The organism is Streptomyces sp. NBC_00647, assembly GCF_045207245.1.
Classification (GTDB): domain Bacteria; phylum Actinomycetota; class Actinomycetes; order Streptomycetales; family Streptomycetaceae; genus Streptomyces.
The window spans coordinates 1,585,588-1,606,649 of sequence record NZ_CP109040.1 but is presented as its reverse complement, the minus strand read 5'-3'; the positions used below and the strand labels follow the sequence as shown (position 1 = coordinate 1,606,649).

21 protein-coding genes are annotated in these 21,062 nt (G+C 71.8%); 15 read left to right on the top strand and 6 right to left on the bottom strand.

Features of this window, described 5'->3' with window-relative positions:
* Positions 1–314: 314 nt before the first annotated feature.
* Positions 315–737, top strand: a complete 423-nt coding sequence (locus OG788_RS07120; RefSeq protein ID WP_406369583.1) for an SseB family protein — start codon at positions 315–317, stop codon at positions 735–737.
* A 169-nt stretch (positions 738–906) separates the two neighbouring features.
* On the opposite strand, the gene OG788_RS07115 is transcribed toward OG788_RS07120, so the two are convergent.
* The 6 genes from OG788_RS07115 to OG788_RS07090 all read right to left on the bottom strand — a co-directional run bounded on the left by OG788_RS07115 (position 907) and on the right by OG788_RS07090 (position 6,154).
* Entirely contained in the window at positions 907–1,299 is a 393-nt protein-coding gene (locus tag OG788_RS07115) for a MarR family transcriptional regulator (protein WP_351546094.1), read from the bottom strand.
* 119 nt (positions 1,300–1,418) lie between these two features.
* Positions 1,419–1,769 (bottom strand): VOC family protein, encoded by a 351-nt coding sequence (locus OG788_RS07110; RefSeq protein ID WP_351546091.1) that lies wholly within the window; start codon positions 1,767–1,769, stop codon positions 1,419–1,421.
* 212 nt (positions 1,770–1,981) lie between these two features.
* Positions 1,982–3,013, bottom strand: a complete 1,032-nt coding sequence (locus OG788_RS07105; protein WP_406369582.1) for a LacI family DNA-binding transcriptional regulator — start codon at positions 3,011–3,013, stop codon at positions 1,982–1,984.
* Positions 3,010–3,915 carry a carbohydrate ABC transporter permease gene (locus OG788_RS07100; RefSeq protein WP_406369581.1) on the bottom strand — a complete coding sequence of 302 codons (906 nt, stop codon included), beginning with the start codon at positions 3,913–3,915 and terminating at the stop codon, positions 3,010–3,012. Before OG788_RS07100 ends, OG788_RS07105 begins: the two co-directional genes overlap by 4 nt.
* On the bottom strand, positions 3,912–4,835 hold the full coding sequence (locus OG788_RS07095; RefSeq protein ID WP_356750058.1) for a sugar ABC transporter permease: 924 nt from the start codon (positions 4,833–4,835) through the stop codon (positions 3,912–3,914). Before OG788_RS07095 ends, OG788_RS07100 begins: the two co-directional genes overlap by 4 nt.
* Entirely contained in the window at positions 4,832–6,154 is a 1,323-nt protein-coding gene (locus OG788_RS07090) for an extracellular solute-binding protein (protein WP_351546079.1), read from the bottom strand. The genes OG788_RS07095 and OG788_RS07090 overlap by 4 nt, the downstream gene beginning before the upstream one ends.
* Positions 6,155–6,464: 310 nt before the next feature.
* Here OG788_RS07090 and OG788_RS07085 point away from each other — a divergent pair, with 310 nt between their 5' ends.
* The 14 genes from OG788_RS07085 to OG788_RS07020 all read left to right on the top strand — a co-directional run bounded on the left by OG788_RS07085 (position 6,465) and on the right by OG788_RS07020 (position 21,055).
* Entirely contained in the window at positions 6,465–8,486 is a 2,022-nt protein-coding gene (locus tag OG788_RS07085; protein WP_406369580.1) for a beta-galactosidase, read from the top strand.
* Positions 8,487–9,250: 764 nt separating this feature from the next.
* Positions 9,251–10,810: an arabinogalactan endo-beta-1,4-galactanase gene (locus tag OG788_RS07080; RefSeq protein ID WP_406376693.1), complete on the top strand. Its 1,560-nt coding sequence runs from the start codon at positions 9,251–9,253 to the stop codon at positions 10,808–10,810.
* Between the two features lie 146 nt (positions 10,811–10,956).
* Entirely contained in the window at positions 10,957–11,244 is a 288-nt protein-coding gene (locus OG788_RS07075) for a helix-turn-helix domain-containing protein (protein WP_356750053.1), read from the top strand.
* A gap of 4 nt (positions 11,245–11,248) precedes the next feature.
* A complete protein-coding gene (locus tag OG788_RS07070; RefSeq protein ID WP_406369579.1) occupies positions 11,249–12,232 on the top strand; it encodes an SMP-30/gluconolactonase/LRE family protein in 984 nt (327 codons plus the stop codon).
* Positions 12,233–12,434: 202 nt separating this feature from the next.
* Positions 12,435–12,911: a fluoride efflux transporter CrcB gene (gene crcB, locus OG788_RS07065; RefSeq protein WP_406369578.1), complete on the top strand. Its 477-nt coding sequence runs from the start codon at positions 12,435–12,437 to the stop codon at positions 12,909–12,911.
* Positions 12,908–13,312: a DUF190 domain-containing protein gene (locus OG788_RS07060; protein WP_351546064.1), complete on the top strand. Its 405-nt coding sequence runs from the start codon at positions 12,908–12,910 to the stop codon at positions 13,310–13,312. Before crcB (OG788_RS07065) ends, OG788_RS07060 begins: the two co-directional genes overlap by 4 nt.
* A complete protein-coding gene (crcB, locus tag OG788_RS07055; protein WP_351546061.1) occupies positions 13,309–13,683 on the top strand; it encodes a fluoride efflux transporter CrcB in 375 nt (124 codons plus the stop codon). The genes OG788_RS07060 and crcB (OG788_RS07055) overlap by 4 nt, the downstream gene beginning before the upstream one ends.
* Positions 13,684–13,766: 83 nt before the next feature.
* The gene (locus OG788_RS07050) at positions 13,767–14,603 is read left to right on the top strand and encodes an undecaprenyl-diphosphate phosphatase (protein WP_356750048.1); all 837 of its coding nucleotides are present in this window, start codon (positions 13,767–13,769) and stop codon (positions 14,601–14,603) included.
* Between the two features lie 150 nt (positions 14,604–14,753).
* Positions 14,754–15,485 carry a FadR/GntR family transcriptional regulator gene (locus OG788_RS07045; RefSeq protein WP_406369577.1) on the top strand — a complete coding sequence of 244 codons (732 nt, stop codon included), beginning with the start codon at positions 14,754–14,756 and terminating at the stop codon, positions 15,483–15,485.
* A gap of 62 nt (positions 15,486–15,547) precedes the next feature.
* Positions 15,548–15,721 (top strand): hypothetical protein, encoded by a 174-nt coding sequence (locus OG788_RS07040; protein ID WP_406369576.1) that lies wholly within the window; start codon positions 15,548–15,550, stop codon positions 15,719–15,721.
* An 8-nt stretch (positions 15,722–15,729) separates the two neighbouring features.
* The gene (locus OG788_RS07035; RefSeq protein WP_406376692.1) at positions 15,730–16,752 is read left to right on the top strand and encodes an asparaginase; all 1,023 of its coding nucleotides are present in this window, start codon (positions 15,730–15,732) and stop codon (positions 16,750–16,752) included.
* 164 nt (positions 16,753–16,916) lie between these two features.
* Entirely contained in the window at positions 16,917–17,867 is a 951-nt protein-coding gene (locus OG788_RS07030) for a glutaminase (protein ID WP_406369575.1), read from the top strand.
* 160 nt (positions 17,868–18,027) lie between these two features.
* Positions 18,028–19,428 carry a polyprenol phosphomannose-dependent alpha 1,6 mannosyltransferase MptB gene (gene mptB, locus OG788_RS07025; RefSeq protein WP_406369574.1) on the top strand — a complete coding sequence of 467 codons (1,401 nt, stop codon included), beginning with the start codon at positions 18,028–18,030 and terminating at the stop codon, positions 19,426–19,428.
* A gap of 148 nt (positions 19,429–19,576) precedes the next feature.
* Positions 19,577–21,055, top strand: a complete 1,479-nt coding sequence (locus tag OG788_RS07020; protein WP_406376691.1) for a glycosyltransferase 87 family protein — start codon at positions 19,577–19,579, stop codon at positions 21,053–21,055.
* The last annotated feature ends 7 nt before the right edge of the window (positions 21,056–21,062 follow it).

The window sequence follows — 21,062 nt, the reverse complement described above, 5'->3', positions numbered from 1 at the left end:
CAGCCCGCGCCCGGTGTGCGGGCGCGGGAGCGGCGATCACCGTGGTCACGCCGGGTGCCTCACGCCCGAGCACGACGCCGTGATCGCCGCTTCCGGTCCCGGGGTCGACAACGGATCGCCGCTCCCGGCCCCGGGTGGGACACCGGATCGCCGCTTCCCGCCCCGGGCGGGACAAGGGATCGCGGCTCCCCGCGGCGGAGGAGAAAGGGCCGGGATGAATGGCGTGGTGTGCGTTGGGTACGCGTCGGTCGATGCGCCCGGGAGCGAGACCGGCCCGGGTGGCCGCCCGCCCGCCACTACCCCCGGGATCTGCCATGGACACGCCCTTGAACAACCACCACCCCACCGCAGCAGCGGCGACACCCGCCCAGGAGGCACTGAACACCCTCGCGGAGAACACAGAGGACACCGCGGCGCTGGACACCCTCGCCGGCAGCGATGTGCTGGTGCCCGTGCCGGAGGATGCCACCGACGCGGACGTCGCCGATCCCACGGCCGTCGCTCTGCCCGTCCTGGAGCAGCCGGGCGGCGAACAGGTGGTTCCGGTGTTCACCTCCGAGCTGGAGATGGCCGAGCTGCTACCGTCCGTCTCCCGCTACCGTCTCGTGCCGCTCGGAGCGCTCGCCTCCCAGTGGCCTTCGGACGATCTGTCTCTCACGATCGACGCCAGCTCACCGCACGGACTGACCCTCACCTCCGAGGGTGTGCGCACCCTGCTGGTCCGGCCGCAGGGCTGACGGCAGCGCCGCCCCGGGGCGGCGCACTCATGCGAGCCCCGCCCCTCCCTCCGCCGACGGCTGCCCCCGTACGACGAGCCGCCGCCGTATGTCCGTGGCCGTCCCGGGTGCCACCGAGGCGGGGCAGGGGGTCGGGTGTCGCTCCTCGCGGACGCGCCCCGAGAGGCGGTCAGTCGCGCAGCATGCGGGCGAGCACCGACCGCTGCAGGGGGAGCACCTCGGCGTGCAGGTCGCGGCCCTTCGAGGTGAGGGCGACCCATACTCCGCGGCGGTCCTCCTGGCAGACGGTGCGCTCCACCAGGCCGTCCTTCTCCAGGCGGCCGATGAGCCGGGACAGCGCGCTCTGGCTCAGATGGACCCCGCCCGCGATGTTCTGTACCCGGCACTGCTCGCCCGGCTCCGAGACCGTGCCCGAGGCCAGGATGTCCAGGACCTCGAAGTCACTGGCTCCGAGGCCGTGCGGATGCAGCACGCGGTCGATCTCGCACATCGTGCGTGCGTGCACCGAGAGGATGTCCCGCCACTGGTCCTCCAGGCGGGCACTGGGCGTCTTCGTTGCCATAACTGAACGGTAACAGAGATCCGGCCAGTAGTTGAGTGTGCAACTAGTGCGTCCGCATCCAATCGCCGGTATCGCCGGTCGCGATGGCTGTTCCCCCGCAGCCGGTCGCTCGGCCGTCCCTAGGCGGCGGGGTCCTGGATCAGGCCGACGAGGTTGCCGTCCGCGTCCTTGACCGACGCGATCAGCCTGCCGTTTCCCACGTCCTGGATCTCCTGGAGGGTCTCGGCGCCGGCGCCGAGCAGGGCCGACAGCCGCTCCTTGATGTCGTCGACGTGCCAGAAGGGGACCGGGCCGGTCAGGCCCTTGGAGTGGCCGTTCGGGTCCAGGCCGACATCCTGGCCCGCGTCCTTGAAGCCGACGTAGTACGGCTCGTCCACATACGGCTCCACGCCCAGCAGTGCGCTGAACAGGGCCTTTGTCTGTGCGAGGTCCTTGACGGGGTAGATGATGGTCTTGAGCCCGGCGGTCATGGCGACTCCTCCGTGGTGCGTGGTGGCCGTGTCGGCCCACTGTCGTGCCGTCGGCGTTCCGACGGTGCGTTCACGCTAAGCCGGGGGAGGCGGGTGTGGCTTCTCGAATCCTGACCGGTGCGCCCGCCCGGAGCGCGGCGAGGCCCCGGGGAGGGTCGCCCCGCGGGGCCTCGTGGCATCGGGGCCGGCCCCGGCGGCTTCCGGCGCCGGCCTCAGGTGGACTCGCGGCGCACCAGTTCCGTCGGCAGGATCACCGCCGCCGGGTCCTCGCCGCCGATCTGGGCGAGGAGCACCCGGACCATCTCGGAGCTGATGCGGTCCCAGGGCTGGCGGATGGTGGTGAGGGCCGGAGTGGCGGCCGTGGCGGCGGGGGAGTCGTCGAAGCCGCCGACCGCGACGTCCTCGGGGACCCGGCGGCCGGCCTTGCGCAGTGCCGCCAGCACACCCTGGGCCATCAGGTCGGAGGCGACGAAGACGGCGTCCACGTCCGGGGCGCTCTCGAGGAGCCGTTCGGCGCCCGCCTCACCGCTGGCGCGGCTGTAGTCGCCGGAGGCGATGAGGCGCTCGTCGGCCTCGATGCCCGCCTCGGCGAGCACCTCCCGGTAGCCGGCGAGGCGCTCGACTCCGCCGGGGGTGTCCAGCGGGCCGGTGACCATACCGATCCGGCGCCGCCCGAGGGAGAGCAGGTGCGTGACCATGTCCCGGGCGCCGTCCCGGTCGTCGGCGGCGACGTAACTCACCTTGGACCCGAGGCCGATGGGCTTGCCGCACGCGACGAGCGGCACGCCCGCCTCGCGCAGTTCCTCGGCGACCGGATCGCCGGAGTGGCTGGAGACCAGCAGCACCCCGTCGACATGGCCGGCCGTGATGTAGCGCGTGATGCGCCGCCGTTCGTCCTGGGTGCCGGCGAGCATCAGCAGGAGAGGCACGTCGTGCGCGGCGAGCGCCTGGGTGCAGCCGCGCAGCAGGACGTTGAAGTTCGGGTCCTCGAAGAACCGCTCCTGGGGCTCGGTCAGCAGGAAGCCGACCGAGTCGGACCGTCCGGTGATCAGTGAGCGGGCGTGCCGGTTCACGACGTAGCCCGTCCTGCGGATGGCGGCGTTGACCGCCTCCTGTGCCGACGGGCTCACATAGTGCCCGCCGTTGAGCACGCGTGACACGGTGCCGCGTGAGACACCGGCCTCGCGCGCGACGTCGTGGATCGTCGGCGGCCTGCGTCGGCCCCCCGTGTTGCTCATGGTCATGACTTTACGGCTCCGGACAGCAGGTCGAGGCTCCAGAAGCGTTGGATGACCAGGAACAGCGCGACCAGCGGGATGATCGCGAGCAGAGCCCCGGTGATCACCAGGGTGTACAGCGCCGGGGTGTTGGAGCCCTGTTCGAGGAGCGTGAACAGGCCGAGCGTGATCGGGAACTTCTCGTCGTCGCTGAGCATGATGTAGGGGAGCAGGAAGTTGTTCCACACGGCCACGAACTGGAACAGGAACACCGTCACCAGACCGGGCACCATCATGGGCAGCGCGACCCGGGTGAAGATCCGCCACTCGCCGGCGCCGTCCATCCGCCCGGCCTCGACGACGTCACCGGGGACGGCCGCGGCGGCGTAGATCCGGGCGAGGTAGACGCCGTACGGGGAGAGGACGAGGGGCAGGAGCACCGAGGCGTACGAGTCCGTCAGGTCCGCCTTGGCGAGCAGCAGGTACTGCGGGATCGCGAGGATCACCGGCGGCATCAGCACGCCCGCCATGAGGACGCTGAAGATGGTCTCGCGGCCCCGGAAGCGGTAGATCGCCAGGGCGTAGCCGCTGATCGCCGAGACGGCGGTCGACAGCAGGGCGCCGAGACCGGCGTAGAGGGCGGAGTTGCCCATCCACGTCCAGTAGATGCCGTCGCGGTAGGCGTTGAGGTCCTGGACGTTCTGGGTGAAGCCGGTGCCCGGCAGGAACGTGAACGTCGAGAACAGCTCGCGGCCCGACTTGGTGGCCGCGATCACCACCCAGGCGACGGGCAGCAGACAGTAGAGCGCGCCGAGCAGCAGTGTGAGGGTCGGGACCAGGGCGATCCGCCGGCGCAGGGGCGGTCCCTGAGCGGTGCCGGGCGTCGTGCCCGCGGCCGGCGCCGCCTTGCGGACGGCAAGAGAACTCATCGTGCTTCCTCCTGCTTGGTACGGGAGTTGGCGGCGCGCAGGAAGCCGAAGGACAGGACCAGTGTGACCACGGCGATGATCACGGCCTCGGCGGCGGCCGCGTAGATGTCACCGGCGCCGAACGCGTCCCGGTAGACCTTCATCAGCGGACTCCACGTCGTGGAGACGGAGTTGGTGAGCGGCTTGAGCGTGGTCGGCTCGCTGAACACCTGGAGGGTGGCGATGATCGAGAAGAAGAAGGTGAGCACCAGGGAGGGCGCCACCATCGGGATCTTGATCCGCAGGGCGGTCTGCAGCGGGGTGGCGCCGTCCAGCTTCGCCGCCTCGTAGACCTCGGCCGGGATGGCCTGGAGCGCGGTGTAGATGACGATCATGTTGAAGCCGGTGCCGCCCCAGACCGCGATGTTCGACAGCGCGAAGTACAGCGGGCCGCCGTCCAGCAGGTTCGGCTGCGGCATGCCCAGCTTGTCGAGGACGAAGTAGAAGGGGCTGACGTCCGGGAGGTACAGGAACCCCCACAGCAGGGCGGCCACCACACCGGGGATGGCGTACGGCAGGAAGATCGCCAGCCGGGTGAGGGGAGCGAGACGCACCTTGTCCGCGTCGAGCATCAGCGCGAACAGCAGGGCGAGGCCGAGCATCACCGGCACCACGATGGCGCCGTAGCCGGCCACGCGCAGCGCGCCGTCGATGAGTTCGCTGTCGGTCAGGGCGTCGGTGTAGTTCCTGAGGCCCGCCCAGACCTCCTTGCGGGCGCCGGCTCCCAGACCGAGGCCCTTGACCTGGACCTTGTGCAGGCTCAGCCAGAGCGCGTAGCCGATGGGCAGCGCGAAGAAGAGGACGAAAAGGATCGTCGCGGGGAGGAGAAAACCGTACGGGGCCCCCTTGACCCCGTACGGCTTCCGGCGTGCGGTCGTCACTGAGCGACCCCGAAGCCCTGCTTCTTCAGGTCGGCGACGGTGGCGTCCTGCATGGTCTTCAGAGCGGCACCGAAGTCCGACTTGTTCTTGGCGGCGGCGCCGAAGGCGTCGTTGAAGGACGTGTAGGCGACGTTGACGTTCGGGCCCCATGCGGACGGGGCGGTGGTCTTGGCGATCTCCGAGGCCTTGGTGTAGAAGTCCGGCTGGTTGGAGAAGAAGGCCGGCGGCTGCGAGAAGGCGTCACTGAGCTGGGCGTTGGTCGAGGCCGGGTAGATGCCGCTCTCCTTCGCGAGCGCGGCCACCGCCTGCGGGTCCGTGTTGAGCCAGGCGGCGAACTTCGCGGCCGCCGCCTTGTGCGCGGAGTCCGTGGTGACGGCCGTCGAGGAACCGCCCCAGCTGCCGGTGACGTTGTCGCTGTCCGACCACTGCGGCAGCGGGGCCATCGCCCACTTGCCCTTGGTGTCCGGGGCCGCCGTGGTCAGGGTGCCGGGAGCCCACACCGCGCTGACCCAGGCGATCTGCTTGCCGGTGTTCAGCGCCTTGTTCCAGGCGGGCTGGTACATCGGCTGGTTGTCGATCGCACCCTCCTTGACGAGACCGCCCCAGAAGTCGGCGACCTTCCGGGTGGCCGCGTCGTCGATCCCGACCTTCCACTTGTCGCCGGACGTGGTCCACCACTGGGCGCCCGCCTGCTGGGCCAGGCCCGCGAAGAGGCCGGAGTCGTTGGCGGAGAAGGTGGTCAGCGCCTTGTCCGGCGCCTTCTTCTTCAGCGCGCGGGCGGTCTCGGCGAACTGCTCCCAGGTGGTCGGAACGGTGAGGCCGTACTTCTTGAAGAGGTCCGCGCGGTAGTAGAACATCATCGGGCCGATGTCCTGCGGGATCGCGTAGACCGCGTCCGTCCCCAGCGTCGTCTGCTGCCAGACGCCGTCGGCGAACTTGCTCTTGGCCTCCTTCGACTCGCCGGCTATGTCGGCGAGGGCGTCGTTGCTGACCAGCGTCGGCAGGGCCTGGTACTCGGCCTGCACCAGGTCCGGTGCCTTCTTCGCCTTGTGCGCCGTGAGGATCTTGGTGACGAGCGTGTCGCCGGACGCCTGCTTCTTCACCGTGACGGTGATGTGCTGCTTCTTCCCCGGACCCTTGTTCCAGAGGTCGACGACCTTGTCCATGCCCGGCGCCCAGGTCCAGTACGTCAGCGACGCGGGTCCGGACTGGGTTTCGCTCTTGTCGTCGTCCGACGAGCCGCAGGCGGCGAGCGAGGTGGCGCCGAGGACGACGGCGATGGTGCTGGCCACGAGGCGGCTGTGCTTCGTGTTGGGCATGGAACGTTCTCCCCTGACCTGGGCCCCCGCCTGCTGCGGAGGCCTGCCCTGTTCTTGCGCGGTTCGCCTTCGGGGGCGTGCCGCCGGTACCGGGACAGCGACCCCGCGCCCGGCCTTTCGGGCCTTCGCACGGTCGCCTCTCGACACCGGAGCTCCCCCTTCGGCACACTCGCGGTGCTTCTGTGAGCGTTCACAGTAGAGAAACATCCCGGACACTTGTCAATGGTTGTTGCTGTGCGGTTATGTTGGACTCACGCCGCTGGCGCTGTGTGTGCACGTTCCCAAATGATCGATTACACGGGAGAGATCCATGCCGGAGACCAACCCCAAGGGCCTCACCGGGCTCGCCTTCGGTGGGGACTACAACCCCGAGCAGTGGCCGGAAAGCGTCTGGCCCGAGGACGTCCGGCTGATGCGCGAGGCGGGCGTCACGATGGTGAGCGTCGGGATCTTCTCCTGGGCGCTGCTCGAACCGGTTCCGGGCACCTACGAGTTCGGCTGGCTCGACCGCCTGCTCGACCTCCTGCACGAGAACGGCATACGCGCGGACCTGGGCACCCCCACCGTCGCGCCGCCCGCCTGGTTCTACCGCGAGCACCCCGAAGCGCTTCCCGTGGCCCCGGACGGCACCCGCTACTCCTTCGGCTCACGCGGCGCCATCTGTCACAGCAACACCGACTACCGCGCGGCCGCCGCCTCCATCACCACCCGGCTCGCGACCCGCTACGCCGATCACCCCGCGCTCGCCCTCTGGCACGTCCACAACGAGTACGGCGTCCCCGTCTCGGCCTGCTACTGCGCGTCCTGCGCCGCGCACTTCCGCCGATGGCTGGCCGGCACCTACGGCACCGTCGACGCGCTCAACGAGGCCTGGGGGACGGCCTTCTGGGGCCAGCGCTACGCCGACTTCGACCAGATCGACCCGCCGCGCGTGACCCCCACCGTCGGCAATCCGGCCCAGGCGCTCGACTACAAGAGGTTCGCCGACGCGACCATGCGCGAGAACTTCGTGGCCGAGCGGGACATCCTGCACCGCCTCGCCCCGGGCATCCCGGTCACCACCAACTTCATGACGGCCCTCAGCCAGTGCGACTCCATCGACTACTGGGCGTGGGGCCGGGAGGTCGACCTCGTCACCAACGACCACTACCTGATGACCGACGGCCGCCGCACCCACGTGAACCTCGCGATGGCCGCCGACCTCACCCGATCGGTCGCGGGCGGCGCTCCCTGGCTGCTCCTCGAACACTCCACGTCGGGCGTCAACTGGCAGCCCCGCAACCCCGCGAAGGCGCCCGGACAGATGGCCCGCAACTCCCTCTCCCACGTGGCGCGCGGCTCCGAGGGTGCCATGTTCTTCCAGTGGCGGCAGTCCCGGCGCGGAGCCGAGAAGTTCCACTCCTCGATGCTGCCGCACGCCGGCACCGACTCACGCGTGTGGCGCGAGGTCGTCGAACTCGGCTCGTCCATCGACTCGTTGGCCTCCATCATGGGCACCCGCACGGTCGCCGACGTGGCCGTCCTGTGGGACTGGCAGTCCTGGTGGGCCCAGAGCCTCCAGTGGCGCCCCAGCGAGGACCACGACGCACGCGAGCGCGCCGACGCCTTCTACGCCGCCCTCTACGACCGCCACCTCACGGTCGACTTCGCCCATCCGGAAGCCGACTTGTCGGCCTATCCCCTTGTCGTCGTACCCGCCCTCTACCTGATGACCGAGGCGGCGGGGAACAACCTGAGGGAGTACGTCGACAACGGCGGCACCCTTGTCGTCTCGTACTTCTCCGGCATCGTCGACGAGCACGACGCCGTGCACGAGGGCCCCCACCCCGGCGCCCTGCGGGACGTACTCGGCCTGACCGTCGAGGAGTTCTCCCCGCTGCTCCAGGGCGAGCTGGTCCGGATCACCGGGCCCGACGGCTCCGAACTCACCGGTGACGTATGGACCGAGTTCGTGGTGCCGCGCGGCGCCGAGACCGTCTGGACGTACGCCGACGGGCTGACCGCCGGTCATCCGGCGGTCACCCGGCATCGCCTCGGCGCCGGTTCGGCCTGGTACGTGTCGACGCGCCTCGGTGCCGAGGGCCTGGACGCCCTGATCGGCTGGGCGGCCGACGACGCCCGCGTCGCGCCGCGCGCCGATCTGCCCCGCGATGTCGAAGTGGTGCGCCGCACCGGTGAGTCGGGCACCTACGTCTTCGCCGTCAACCACACCGCGTCGGACGCCAAGGTGCCGCTGGACGCGCACGGAACCGAGCTCCTGACGGGCGAACGCGCCGCGGGCCGCCTCGCGGTCCCGGCGGGCGCGGTGCGGGTCGTACGCCTCGACGACTGACCCGGGTCACCGGCCGCGCGGGCCGTCCGACGCGCGCGGCCCGGACAGCCGACCGGCCTCCGGTTCATGGGACGTGCCCGCGATCCGGCCGGCTCCGGTGTTCGGCCGGGGCGGGGACCCGGGTGACCACGCCAGATGCCGCCGGGTCCCGATCCGTCCGAACCGGAACACGCCGCCGGGTCCGCCGATCCGGTGGCGGCACCGAGGCCGTCCGGGCCATCTCCCGGCGACGTTACCGACAACGCAGGGTCTTCCGGCCCGGCGCGAGGAACCGACCATCGCCCGGGTCGCGGCCCCGGCGACGGACCCTCGGCCGTTGGTGTCGCACCCGGCGACCGCCGACAGCCGTCGGGCTCGCGGCCCGGCGACCACCCCGAGCTGTCGGGCTCGCGATCCGGCGACCACCCCGAGTCGTCGGGCTCGCGATCCGGCCGCCGCTCCCCACCCCGTCGGGGTCGTCATCCCGGCAACCGCCCCAGCCGTCGGGGTCGCGATCCGTCGGCCGCTCCGCATCGAACCGAGCCGTCCGGGTCGCGCAACCCGGTGACCGCTCCCGATCCCACCGGGTCACCACCCGGTGATCGCCCCGCCCGGACGGGTTCCGCACCCGCCGGTCGCTCCACCCGCCGTCCGGGTCAAGGTGCTCGACGGCGCCCCGACTCCCCTCCGCCCGTGTGAGCCATGAAGCCGCGGGCGGAGGGGTTCGCCCCCGGACCCATCGGGGGCACCTCCTCCCCACCACGTCGAAGGGACGACGGACGATGATGTTCCATCCCAGACGCACACTCAGGGCTCTGCTGCTGCCGCTCGCGGCCGGGCTCGCCCTCACCGCCCTCCCCGCGCAGACCGCGCAGGCGGCGAGCACCCTGACCAACGCCGGATTCGAGGCCGACGGGACCGGCGCCGCCGTGCCCAGCGGCTGGTCGGAGTCCGGGAGCACCGGCGCCTCGTACGTCGAAGCCGGTGGCCACGGCGGGAGTTACCGCCTCAGCCACTACTCCGCCTCGGCGTACAAGGTGGAGACTTACCAGTACCTCTCCGGGCTGACCAACGGGAACTACAAGCTCACCGCGTGGGTGCGTTCGGGCGGCGGGCAGAACTCCGCCTACCTCGCGCTGAAGAACTGCGGCGGCACCGAGCAGCGCACCGATCTGCCGGTCTCCGCGAGCGGGTGGATCCACCTGGTCGTGCCCGTCGCCGTGACAGGCAACCAGTGCACGATCAGCGTCTACTCCGACGCCAACGCCGGAAACTGGATCAACGTCGACGACCTGACGTTCACCTCCGGCACCACCGGACTGACCGTCAAGGGCTCCGACATCTCCTCGCTCGCCAAGAGCGAGGCCTACGGCGGGGTCTACAGGACCAGCTCCGGCACCACCGGTGACGCGCTCGCCATCCTCAAGTCCTCCGGGATGAACTACGCGCGCCTCAAGGTCTGGGTGAACCCGGCCGACGGCTACAACAACAAGGCCCGCGTCCTCGCGATGGCCAAGCGCATCAAGGCGCAGGGCATGAAGCTCCTGGTCGACTTCCATTACTCGGACACCTGGGCCGACCCCGGTACCCAGACCAAGCCGGCCGCCTGGTCCGGACATGCGTACAGCCAGCTGAAGACGGACGTCTACAACCACACGTACGACGTCCTCAACGCCCTGAAGGCGCAGGGCACCACGGCCGACATGGTGCAGATCGGCAACGAGATCAACGGCGGCATGCTCTGGTCCGAGGGCTCCACCGACAACTTCGCGCAGCTCGCCGGTCTCCTCAACTCCGGCTACGACGCGGCCAAGGCGGTCAGTTCCTCCACCGTCGTGGCGCTGCACCTCGCCAAGGGCGGCGACCTCGCCGGAACCCGCTGGTGGTTCGACAGCGCGGTGTCCAACGGCGTGAAGTTCGACGCCATCGGCCTGTCGTACTACGGTTACTGGCACGGCTCGCTCTACGACTTCCAGACGACCCTGGACGACGCGGCCGCCCGCTACGGCAAGCCGGTCTTCCTCGCCGAGACGGCCTACCCCTTCCGTCTGGACAGTGACGACGCCCTCGTCAACCAGATCGACACGACCGGTGAACTGGTCTCCGGCTACGCGGCCACGACCGCCGGGCAGTCCAACTGGCTGCGGGACGTCATGAACGTCGTCGAGGCCGTGCCGAACGGCCGCGGTCTCGGTGTCTTCTACTGGGAGGCCACCTGGACGGCCGTCACCGGCAACGGCTGGGACCCGGCCGACTCCGACTCCGGCAACGGATGGGAGAACCAGGCCCTGTTCGGCTTCGACGACAAGGCCCTTCCGGCCATGTCGCTGTTCAGTCACCGCTGAGCGTGACGGGGCCCGGCCGCCGGTGCGGCCGGGCCCCGTGCCTTTTCGGAGCCGTTCGGCTCCGGCCAGGGTCGTGGAAGGCCGTGCGAGCTGCCCCGGGCTGCGGGACAGTAGCGGGAGACCGTCACGACGGAGGGGGACGAGAGATGCTCAAGGGGCCCGTCAATGGGCAACGGCTGGACATCCTGGAGTGGTTGCGCGACCCCGCGGTCCACTTTCCGCCGCAGCGCCGCGGCGATCTCCTCGAGGACGGCGTCAGCCCCGAGGCCCTCGCCGTCAAGCTCGGTGTGAGCCGGGCCGTGGCGCGCACCCACCTCGACCTCCTCACCGGAGTCGGACTGCTGCGCGCCAAGAAGGTCGGGCGGCGGACCTACTACCGCCGCGACGAGTTCCGCATCGCCGAAGTCAGCCACTACTTCGAGAAGGGCTGGTAGGCGCGTGGGACACCAGTCCACCAAGACGGGGGCTCCCACCGCGCTCCTGCCCCGGCGCCTGGTGGAGCTCGGCGGCCGCGGCCCAGAGGACGTGGTGGCCGACTCCCGGGGCGGGGTGCTGACCGGTCTGGAGGACGGCCGCATCGTCCGCGTCGACGGGCTCGGCGATCCCGCCCGCACCGGCGTCCGGGTCGTCGCCGAGACGGGCGGCAGACCGCTCGGCCTCGAACTCCTCCCGGACAATGCCCTGTTGGTATGCGACGCCGAACGCGGACTGCTGCGGATCGGGCTCGACGACGGAGTCGTCCGCGTCCTCGCCGACCGGGTCGCCGGTGCGCCCCTGCGTTTCTGCAGCAACGTCGTCGCCCTCTCGGACGGCACGGTGTACTTCACTGTCTCCAGCCGCAGTTACCCCCTCGGGCAGTGGATCGGCGATCTCGTCGAGCACACCGGTACGGGTCGCCTGGTGCGGCTCGTACCGGGGGAGACGGAACCCGAAGTGCTGCTGGAGGGGCTCCAGTTCGCCAACGGTCTCGCCCCCTCGGCCGACGAGTCCTTCCTCGTCCTCGCGGAGACCGGTATGTCACGCCTCACCCGCTACTGGCTCACCGGGCCGTCGGCGGGCCGTGCCGAGACCTTCCTCGACGACCTCCCCGGCCAGCCGGACAACCTCTGGCGCGCTCCGGGCGGTCCGATCTGGGTGGCGCTGGCGGGACCCCGCGTCGGCGCCCTGGAACTCCTGCACCGGCGCGGCCCCGCCGTCCGGCGCACCGCGGCCCGCATCGCCGTACGCGCCCCCTTCCGCCCACCGGGCACCATGGGCGCTCTCGCGGTCGACGACGCAGGCCGTGTCCTGCACCATCTGCAAGGCCGCCGTGCGCGATTCCGCATGGTCACCAGCGTCTGCGAGGCCGACGGCCTGCTGATCCTCGGGAGTCTCTGGGAGCGCGGCCTCGCCGTCTGTGATCTGCCCGGCGCTCCGGGCTGAGCCGCCGCGCGGGGCCTGTCACGGCACGGTCCGCGTATGCGCGGCCCGCACCTCCGGCGTTACCCTGTTGACCGGCCGCGATCTTGCGTCGTGGCGCGGCGGTGGGGCCCGCCGTACCCGAACCGCGGCACGGATGCCGCCAACGGTCCCTGCTTGCGATGCCGTGCGCCCGCACCGGCCCGGCGAGTAGGAGCCCAGGTACATGACAGTCCCGCATCCCGAGCGCGTCGACGAATCCGGCACCCCCCTGCGCGCGCCCGCGCGCAGGGCGTCCCCCTGGCGGGGCCAGGGCCCGGTCGTCGCGATGGTCTCCCTCGGCGGAGCCATCGGCGCCACGGCCCGCTACGGAGCGGGCCGGCTGTGGCCCACGCAGACCGGCGCCTTCCCCTGGACCACGTGCGCGATCAATGTGGTGGGCTGTGCCGTGATCGGCGTCTTCATGGTGCTGATCACCGACGCGTGGGCGGCGCACCGCCTCGTACGGCCCTTCTTCGGCACCGGGGTCCTCGGCGGCTTCACCACCTTCTCGACGTATGCCGTCGACATCCGGACACTGGTCGGCACGGGCCACCCGGGCACCGGGCTCGGCTACCTCGCCGCGACCCTGTGCGCGTCGCTCGCGGCGGTGTGGCTCGGGACGACGGCGGCCCGCCGGGCCCTGACACGGAGGCGGCGATGACGAGGCTGACGGGCAGCGCCCTGCGGGTGACGATCTTCATCGGCGAGAACGACACCTGGCACCGCAAGCCGCTCTACGCGGAGATCGTGCACCGCGCCCACGCCGCGGGCCTCGCGGGCGCCAGCGTCTTCCGGGGCATCGAGGGGTTCGGCGCGTCCTCCCTCATCCACACCTCGCGGCTGCTCTCGCTCAGCGAGGACCTTCCGGTGGCGGTGATCGTGGTGGACACCGAGGAACGCGTACGGGCCTTCCTGCCGCAGATCGACGAACTCGTCACCGAGGGGCTGGTGATCCTCGACGACTGCGAGGTCATCCGCTACGTCGGGCGGGACGGCACATCTGGGGACACATCCGGCGCCGGCGGTGGCGGAACGCCTGGGAAAGGTGAGAAGTCGTCGTGAATTGGCTGCTGGTGATCCTCGGTGCCGCGGTCGGCGCGCCCCTGCGCTATCTGACCGACCGGGCGGTGCAGCTGAGGCACGATACGGTCTTCCCCTGGGGCACCCTCGTCGTCAACGTGACAGGGTGCCTGATCCTGGGCCTGCTGACCGGCGCCGCCTCGGCCGGTCAGGTCTCCGAACACCTGCAACTGCTGATCGGGACCGGTCTGTGCGGGGCGCTGACCACGTACTCGACGTTCTCGTACGAGACCCTGCGGCTGACCGAGACCGGTGCGGGGTTCTACGCTGCCGCCAACGTGATCGTGAGTGTGACGGCGGGCCTCGGCGCGGCGTTCGCCGGGGTCTCGTTCGCGCAAGCTTTGTGGACGTAGGTGCCGGGCGCCGTCGCGCATAGGCGACACTGTCTCCTGCACCGTCTACAGCACTGTCGACCAACTCCTCAGAACTGGATCCCATGAGCGTCATCAACGTCGGTCAGGCCGTCGTCCTCGGAGCCGTCGAGGGGGTGACCGAATTCCTCCCCGTCTCCTCGACCGGCCACCTCAAGATCACCGAAGGGCTGATGGGAATCCCCGTCGACGACAACGCGGTCGTCGGCTTCTCCGCGGTCATCCAGGTCGGCGCGATCGCCGCCGTGCTCGTGTACTTCTTCAAGGACATCGTGCGGATCGTCTCCGCCTGGGGCCGCGGGCTGCGCGACAAGGAGGAGCGGCACAGCCACGACTACAAGTTCGCCTGGTGGGTCATCTACGCCACGATCCCGATCGTGGTCGTGGGCCTCGCGGCCAAGCCGCTCATCGAGGGTCCACTGGCCTCCCTGTGGGTGGTCGCGGGCTCGCTGATCGCGGGCAGCGGTGTGATGTGGGCGGCCGACCAGATGGGCCGCCACAAGCGCGGTGAGGACGACACCTCGTTCAAGGACGCGATGCTGGTCGGCAGCTCCCAGATCCTCGCCCTGCTCTTCCCGGGCTTCTCGCGCTCCGGCGCCACCATGTCGACCGGGCTCATCCTCGACCTGGACCGCGTCGCCGCCACCCGGCTCTCCTTCTTCCTCGGCATCCCCGCCCTGACCGGCGCGGGCCTGTACGAGCTCAAGGACGCCCTCGGCACCGGTGTCGGCGCCGCCCCGCTGCTCGCCGGCACCCTCGTGTCGTTCGTGGTCGCCTACGGCTCGATCTCCTGGCTGCTGAAGTTCGTCGCCAAGCACTCCTTCAACGCCTTCGTGATCTACCGGATCGTGATCGGCCTGGCGCTCTTCGGGCTGCTCGGCGCGGGAGTTCTCGACAGCTGATCCCGCCCGGGTGCCGGGTGCGAGCCCGCCCCGAGGACACGAACCAGCCGCTCCCAGGGGGCGCGAAGCCGAATTCCGGGCTTCGCGCCCCCTGTGTGCTTCCCGCCGGTCCGCTTGACATCCCGGCAGGCCACCCGGAGTATCGCGTCCGTGAACCTGTCAGACAGCCAGACAGGTGGGGCGATGCCGCGGCGTGTCAGTGCCATGGAAGCGGTGCTCACCCACCTCCGCGACGCCATCGAGCGCGGCGACCACCCCGTCGGCGACAAACTCCCCTCCGAGGCGGAGCTCTGCCGCCGTCTCGAGGTCAGCCGCCCCGTGCTGCGCGAGGCACTGCGGGCCCTCCAGGTGATGGGCCTGACCGTGTCCCGTACCGGCAAAGGCACCTTCGTGGTCGCCGACGCGGTCCAGGACCCCACCTTCGGCGACTACGCGGCCGGCGACCTGCTCGAAGTGCGGCGCCACGTCGAGATCCCCGTCGCGGGCTACGCGGCCCTGCGCCGCACCGCGGAGAACCTCGACCACCTCGCGCATCTGCTCGACCGGATGGAGCGGGAGACCGACACCACGGCCTGGGTCGCCATGGACACGATCTTCCACATCGCCATCGCCGAGGCCTCCCAGAACCCGGTCTTCCGCCGTGTCATCGAGGAGATCCGTGACGCGCTGGCCCGTCAGTCGGCCTTCCTGAACGACCTCGGCGGCCGTCGAGAGCAGTCGAACCGGGAACACCGGGCGATCGTCGAGGCGCTGGTCGACGGCAGCGAACACGACGCCACCGAGGCCATGGCCCACCACCTCGACCGTGTGGACACCGCACTGACCTCCATCGTGCGCCCCGAGCGCGCGGACACCCTCACGAAAGGCGGCCCCGAGGCATGAGCGCGCACTCCCCGCGACACGACATCCCAGCGGCGTCCCGTACGTCGGCAGCGGGTCACCTGATGACCTCCCGGACGTCCGCGCAGGACATCCGGGTGGCGTTCCGGGCGTCCGCGCCCGTCGGCTCTCGCCGTTCGGCCGGGCCGCGCCGTGCGCCCATCGCCGCCGCGCCGGCCGCGGGCCGGTACGGCACCTGCCGCCCGCACGCCCGGATACGGGTCGGGGCCGACGCGTGAACCCGACCATGACGCACGGCGGTCCGCTCGCCGTCGAGGCCCCCGTGATCCGCGAACCCCTGCACGCGCCCGTCGCCCACCTCGTGCGCGGCGGCGTGATCGAGGGCATCCACTACGGTTCCGTCGTCGTGCTCGCCGCCGACGGGAGCGTGGACCTCCAGATCGGCGACATCGAGGCCGCCTTCTACCCGCGCTCGGCACTCAAGCCCGTGCAGGCCGTGGCGATGCTGCGCGCCGGCCTCCCGCTGGACGGCGAACTGCTCGCGCTCGCCGCGGCCAGCCACTCCGGCGAGGAACGGCATCTCGCCGGCACCCGCCGCATCCTGGAATCCGCCGGGCTGCCCGAGGAGCGGCTGCGCAACATCGCCGACCTGCCGTTCGACCCGGTCGTCCGGGAGGCCTGGATACGTGAGGGCCGACTGCCCTCCCGGCTCGCCCAGAACTGTTCGGGCAAGCACGCGGCCATGCTGTACACCGCCCGCCTCAACGGCTGGTCGCTCGACGACTACCTCGACCCGGCCCACCCGCTCCAGCGGACGATCGCCCAGGCCGTCGAGGACCTCACCGGACAGGCCGTCGCCCAGGTCACCGTCGACGGCTGCGGCGCGCCCCTGTTCTCCGTCTCGCTGCACGGCCTCGCCCGCGCCGCCGTCCGGATCGCGGGCGCCGCGCCGGGCACCCCGGAGGCCCGGGTGGCCGACGCGATGCGCGATCACGCCGAGATGGCCTCCGGGTCCGGGCGTGACGTCGCCGCGCTGATGAGGGCCGTGCCCGGGCTGCTCGCCAAGGACGGCTTCGAGGGCGTGCAGGTCGCGGCGCTGCCCGACGGCCGCGCCGTCGCCGTGAAGATCGCCGACGGCGCCGACCGGGCACGTGTCCCGGTGGCCGCCGCGGCCCTGGCGCGGGCCGGGGTCGACCCGGCCGCCCTCGCCGAGTTCGCTGGCGCACCCCTCCTCGGCGGCGGTGCGGTGGTCGGCAGCGTCCGTCCCGTCCGCGCCCTCGATCCGCTCGCCCGGCCGGCGTACGCCTGACGCCCTGCGGAAGTCCACGCGACCCCCTGCGGGCAGGCCGAAGTCGCGCTGAAGAGAGCCCTGTTGCGGTCCGAGCGGCTTGCCGGACCTGCGCGGCCCGAGGTCGTCGCGAGCACGCCCGGGACCGCCCGGGCGATGAGCGGCGGGACCGGGCGGGCGGCACAATGGTGATCATGCCCGCGCCTTCGTCGTATCCCTCTTCCCTGACCTTCCAGCCGGTCCTGGAGCGCATCGCCACCGAGATCGCGCAGACGCCGGGACGGGGGCGGCCCGCCGACTACATCCCGGCGCTGGCCGCCTGCGACCCGCGCCGCTTCGGCATGGCCGTCGCGGAGCTCGACGGCACGGTGTACGGAGTGGGGGACTGGCGGCAGCCGTTCTCCACGCAGTCCATCACCAAGGTCTTCACGCTCGCCCTCGACCTGGCCCGCGAGGGCGACGCACTGTGGGAGCACGTCGGGCGCGAACCATCCGGCAACCCGTTCAACTCCCTGGTCCAGCTGGAATACGAGAACGGCATCCCGCGCAACCCGTTCATCAACGCGGGAGCCCTCGTCGTCACCGACCGGCTGCAGACCCGGACCGGGGACGCGGCCGGCACCCTGCTGGAGTTCCTGCGGGCCGAGAGCGGCAACCCGCAGCTCACCTTCGACAGGGACATCGCCGCCTCCGAGGCCGCGAACGGCGACCGCAACGCGGCGCTCGGCCACTTCATGGCGTCCTACGGCAACATCGACAACCCGGTGCCGGTCCTGCTCGAACAGTACTTCCGGCAGTGCTCGATCGAGGCGTCCTGCGCCGACCTCGCCCTCGCCACCGGGTTCCTGGCCCGGCACGGCATCCGCGCCGACGGCGGCCGGCTGCTCACCCAGAGCCAGGCCAAACAGGTCAACGCCATCATGCTGACGTGCGGGACGTACGACGCCGCGGGCGACTTCGCCTACCGGGTCGGGCTTCCGGGCAAGAGCGGGGTGGGCGGCGGCATCATCGCCGTGGTGCCGGGCCGCTGCACTCTGTGCGTCTGGAGCCCGGGTCTCGACGAGCGGGGCAACTCGGTGGCCGGCGTGGCGGCCCTGGACCGCTTCACGACCCTGACCGGGGTATCGGTGTTCTAGCCCCTGCCGCGCCACCCGCAGACCCCACGTCACCCGTGGGCCCGGGCCGATCCGCCCGGCTTTCGCGCCACCGCACGGAGGTCATACGCCCGACCCCGCGAGGAGAGCGCCGCGTCGCCTTCCGGCCACCCGGCGGCGACACGCTTGCGGAGTGTTGGCCATGGCTTTCCCCGTCGATCTCCGCCGCTGCCAGGCTCTGGGCCTGGCCGGAACCGCCTTTCTCGCGCTGGGCGGCGAGACCGCGGGAGCCCTGCCCGCGCGCGAATTCCTCGCCCCCGAGTCGGGGCGCGCCGTACTCGGCCTGGTGGGGGTGTACTTCGGCGTCGTTCTGCTGATCGCCGCCTGGGCGCTGCTGGGCACCGTCGTACGCGGGCCCGAACCGCCGGTCCCGCGTTCCCTGTTGCTCGTTCTGGCCGTCTGGGCGGCGCCGCTGCTGCTCGCGCCGCCGCTGTTCAGCCGGGACGTCTACAGCTACCTCGCGCAGGGCGCCATGGTCGACGCCCACATCGACGTGTACGCGTACGGACCCGCGCGGCTCGGCGGCCCGCTCGCCGACGAGGTGGCGCCCGTCTGGCAGCAGACGACGACGCCGTACGGCCCGGTCTTCCTCGCCGTCGCCTCCGCCCTGTCGGCGCTGACCCGCGGGGAGATACCGGCCGGACTGCTCGGCATGCGCCTGGTGGCCCTGCTCGGCGTCGCCCTGATGGCGGCGGCCCTGCCCCGCCTGGCCCGGCACAGCGGCGCCGATCCGGCCGCCGCGCTGTGGCTCGGCGCGCTCAACCCCCTTGTCCTGCTGCACCTGGTGGCCGGCGCGCACAACGACGCCATCATGCTCGGTCTGCTCGGTGTCGGCCTGGTGGCCGCGCGCGGCCGATGGCACGTTCTCGGCGTCGTCCTGATCACCCTCGCGGCGCTGGTCAAGGCGCCCGCCGCGCTCGGCCTGCTGGCGGTCGTCGCGCTGCGCGGGCGAAGGCGCCGGGGGACGGCGCGGGCCACGGTGACGACCCTGGTGGTCGCCGCCGCCACGACGGTCGCCGCGACGGCGGTGGCCGGTACGGGGTACGGCTGGATAGCCGCCCTGAAGACGCCGGTCTCGCCGCACAACTGGTCACCCACCAGCGTGCTCGGCCGCGCCACAGGCGCCGTGCTCCACAAGCTCGGCAGCGGCCTCGCGCCGCTCGCCATGCCCGCCTGGCACGCGGCCGGACTCGCGGCGACCGCGTGCCTGCTGCTGTTCATATGGCTCCGGCTGCGACCGCACCCGGTCTACGCGCTCGGCCTGAGTCTGGCCACGGTGGCGGTGTTCGGGCCCGCCATCCGGCCCTGGTACGCGCTGTGGGGCCTGTTCTTCATAGCGGCGGCGGCCCCCACCGGTTCGCTGCGGGGCCGCGTCGCCGCCGTCAGCGCGGTGCTCGCGCTCGCGGTGCTGCCGAGCGGGGCACCGGCGGACGTCGGACAGGTGCTCCTCGCCGTCTCCGGGGGAGTGCTCGCCCTCGTCGTGCTCTGGCAGGCCCACCAGGCGGCACAGCCCAACGCACCGGTACGGGAGCGGACGGCATGACAGAGGACCGGAGGTCCGGGACGGGTCCGAGCGGGTCGAGGGGACGACGGGAGTGAAGATGCCGAGCGGCGTACGGGGTCCGCGCGGCGTACGGGGTCCGAGCGGCGAGTTGCCGGGCGGGCCGAGAGGGCCCGGCGGCACGGCGGCGATGCTGAGCACCGATCGCCGGCGCCTCGCCCTCGTCCTCGGACTGGCCGTCGTCGTCGGCGTGTTCACGGCCACCGTGCCGCTGCTGCGCGACTGGTTCGACCTGCGTGTGTACTACGGGACGGTCGACACCTGGGTCCACCACGGCGGCCGGATCTACGACTACCGGGTGCCGGGGACGACGTACGGGTTCACCTATCCGCCGTTCGCGGCCCTCGGCATGCTGCCGATGGCCCTGGTCGGGCTGCCCACGGCGATCGCCGTCGCCCTGCTGCTCAACCTCGCCGCGCTGGCCTCCGTGGTGGCGATCCTGGTCGGACCCGCACTGCGCCGCTACGGCTGGTTCGGCTTCGCCCTGACGGCCTGCCTGCTGGCCCTGTTCGAACCGGTCCGCGACACCGTCAGCTTCGGTCAGGTCAACCTGGTGCTGCTCGCGCTCGTGCTGAGCGACGCCTGGCTGCTGTCGAGCGGGCGCGGCCGCTGGGCGGGCGTCGGGATCGGCCTCGCCGCGGCGGTCAAACTCACGCCGGCGCTCTTCATCGTGCTGCTCCTGCTCGGCCGCCGTCGGCGTGCCGCCGGTGTCGCGACGGCCGTCGCCGCCCTGGCCACAGGGCTGGCGGCCTGGGCGGCACCGGGGGCGTCGCGCTTCTACTGGACCGACGCGCTGTGGGACACGGCCCGCGTCGGACGTCTGGCCTACGTCTCCAACCAGTCGTTGCAGGGCGTCCTGGCCCGGCTCACGGCCCCCGAGGACCCGAGCCGGGCCCTGTGGGCGGCGGCTTCCCTGCTGGTGCTGTGCGTGTGGGCCCGGCGGGTCTCGCGGGCTCTGGCCGACGAGGACTGGACCGCGGCGTTCGCCCTCACCGGTCTCGCCGCCTGTCTCGTCAGCCCGATCACCTGGGTGCACCACTTGGTGTGGCTGCTGCCGTCCTTCGCCGTGCTGCTGCACAGGCACCGACCGCGGGTCGCGGCGGCTCTGTACGCGGTGCTGTGCAGCAGCGTGGTGTGGCTGTGGTTCGACGACGCGTCGGGCCTCGACGGGTTCCTCGGCAGCAACACCTATACGTGGGTCACGCTCGGGCTGCTGTCGTGGCTGCCCGCCGGTCAGCCGCGCGGGGGCCGGGCCGCCTTGATCCGCAGGGCGAGAGAGACGCTCGCGGCACCCAGACCGGCGGCGCCCCCGATCCCGGCCGCGGCGGACCAGTCGAACCCCTCGTCGTCCGGGAGCGCGGCGGCCGCGGGCCGTGCGGTGGCCTCGCGCCGTGCGGTGGCACCGGGCCGGGCGGCGGCGCCGGGCCGTGCGGTGGCGCCGGCCGAAGTGGCCGGACTGGCCGGATTGGCCGGGGCGGACGGGCCGGCGGCGGGTACGGCACGTGTGTCGAGCAGTGTCCCCACGGGCTCGACACGGCCGGCCGCCTCGAATCCCCAGTCGAGCAGCGAGCGCGCCTCCTCGTACACGGTGAACCCGCCGCCCGCCTGAGGGTTCA

Bases quoted from the DNA above. Each gene is read 5' to 3' on its own strand.
- mptB (WP_406369574.1), top strand. From the start codon at position 18,028: ATGGCTTTCCCCGTCGATCTCCGCCGCTGCCAGGCTCTGGGCCTGGCC.
- OG788_RS07050 (WP_356750048.1), top strand. From the start codon at position 13,767: ATGAGCGTCATCAACGTCGGTCAGGCCGTCGTCCTCGGAGCCGTCGAG.
- OG788_RS07075 (WP_356750053.1), top strand. From the start codon at position 10,957: ATGCTCAAGGGGCCCGTCAATGGGCAACGGCTGGACATCCTGGAGTGG.
- OG788_RS07020 (WP_406376691.1), top strand. From the start codon at position 19,577: ATGCTGAGCACCGATCGCCGGCGCCTCGCCCTCGTCCTCGGACTGGCC.
- OG788_RS07090 (WP_351546079.1), bottom strand. From the start codon at position 6,154: ATGCCCAACACGAAGCACAGCCGCCTCGTGGCCAGCACCATCGCCGTC.
- OG788_RS07030 (WP_406369575.1), top strand. From the start codon at position 16,917: ATGGTGATCATGCCCGCGCCTTCGTCGTATCCCTCTTCCCTGACCTTC.
- OG788_RS07105 (WP_406369582.1), bottom strand. From the start codon at position 3,013: ATGACCATGAGCAACACGGGGGGCCGACGCAGGCCGCCGACGATCCAC.
- OG788_RS07080 (WP_406376693.1), top strand. From the start codon at position 9,251: ATGTTCCATCCCAGACGCACACTCAGGGCTCTGCTGCTGCCGCTCGCG.
- crcB (WP_406369578.1), top strand. From the start codon at position 12,435: ATGACAGTCCCGCATCCCGAGCGCGTCGACGAATCCGGCACCCCCCTG.
- OG788_RS07085 (WP_406369580.1), top strand. From the start codon at position 6,465: ATGCCGGAGACCAACCCCAAGGGCCTCACCGGGCTCGCCTTCGGTGGG.
- OG788_RS07120 (WP_406369583.1), top strand. From the start codon at position 315: ATGGACACGCCCTTGAACAACCACCACCCCACCGCAGCAGCGGCGACA.
- OG788_RS07040 (WP_406369576.1), top strand. From the start codon at position 15,548: ATGACCTCCCGGACGTCCGCGCAGGACATCCGGGTGGCGTTCCGGGCG.
- OG788_RS07110 (WP_351546091.1), bottom strand. From the start codon at position 1,769: ATGACCGCCGGGCTCAAGACCATCATCTACCCCGTCAAGGACCTCGCA.
- OG788_RS07100 (WP_406369581.1), bottom strand. From the start codon at position 3,915: ATGAGTTCTCTTGCCGTCCGCAAGGCGGCGCCGGCCGCGGGCACGACG.
- OG788_RS07060 (WP_351546064.1), top strand. From the start codon at position 12,908: ATGACGAGGCTGACGGGCAGCGCCCTGCGGGTGACGATCTTCATCGGC.
- OG788_RS07035 (WP_406376692.1), top strand. From the start codon at position 15,730: ATGACGCACGGCGGTCCGCTCGCCGTCGAGGCCCCCGTGATCCGCGAA.
- OG788_RS07115 (WP_351546094.1), bottom strand. From the start codon at position 1,299: ATGGCAACGAAGACGCCCAGTGCCCGCCTGGAGGACCAGTGGCGGGAC.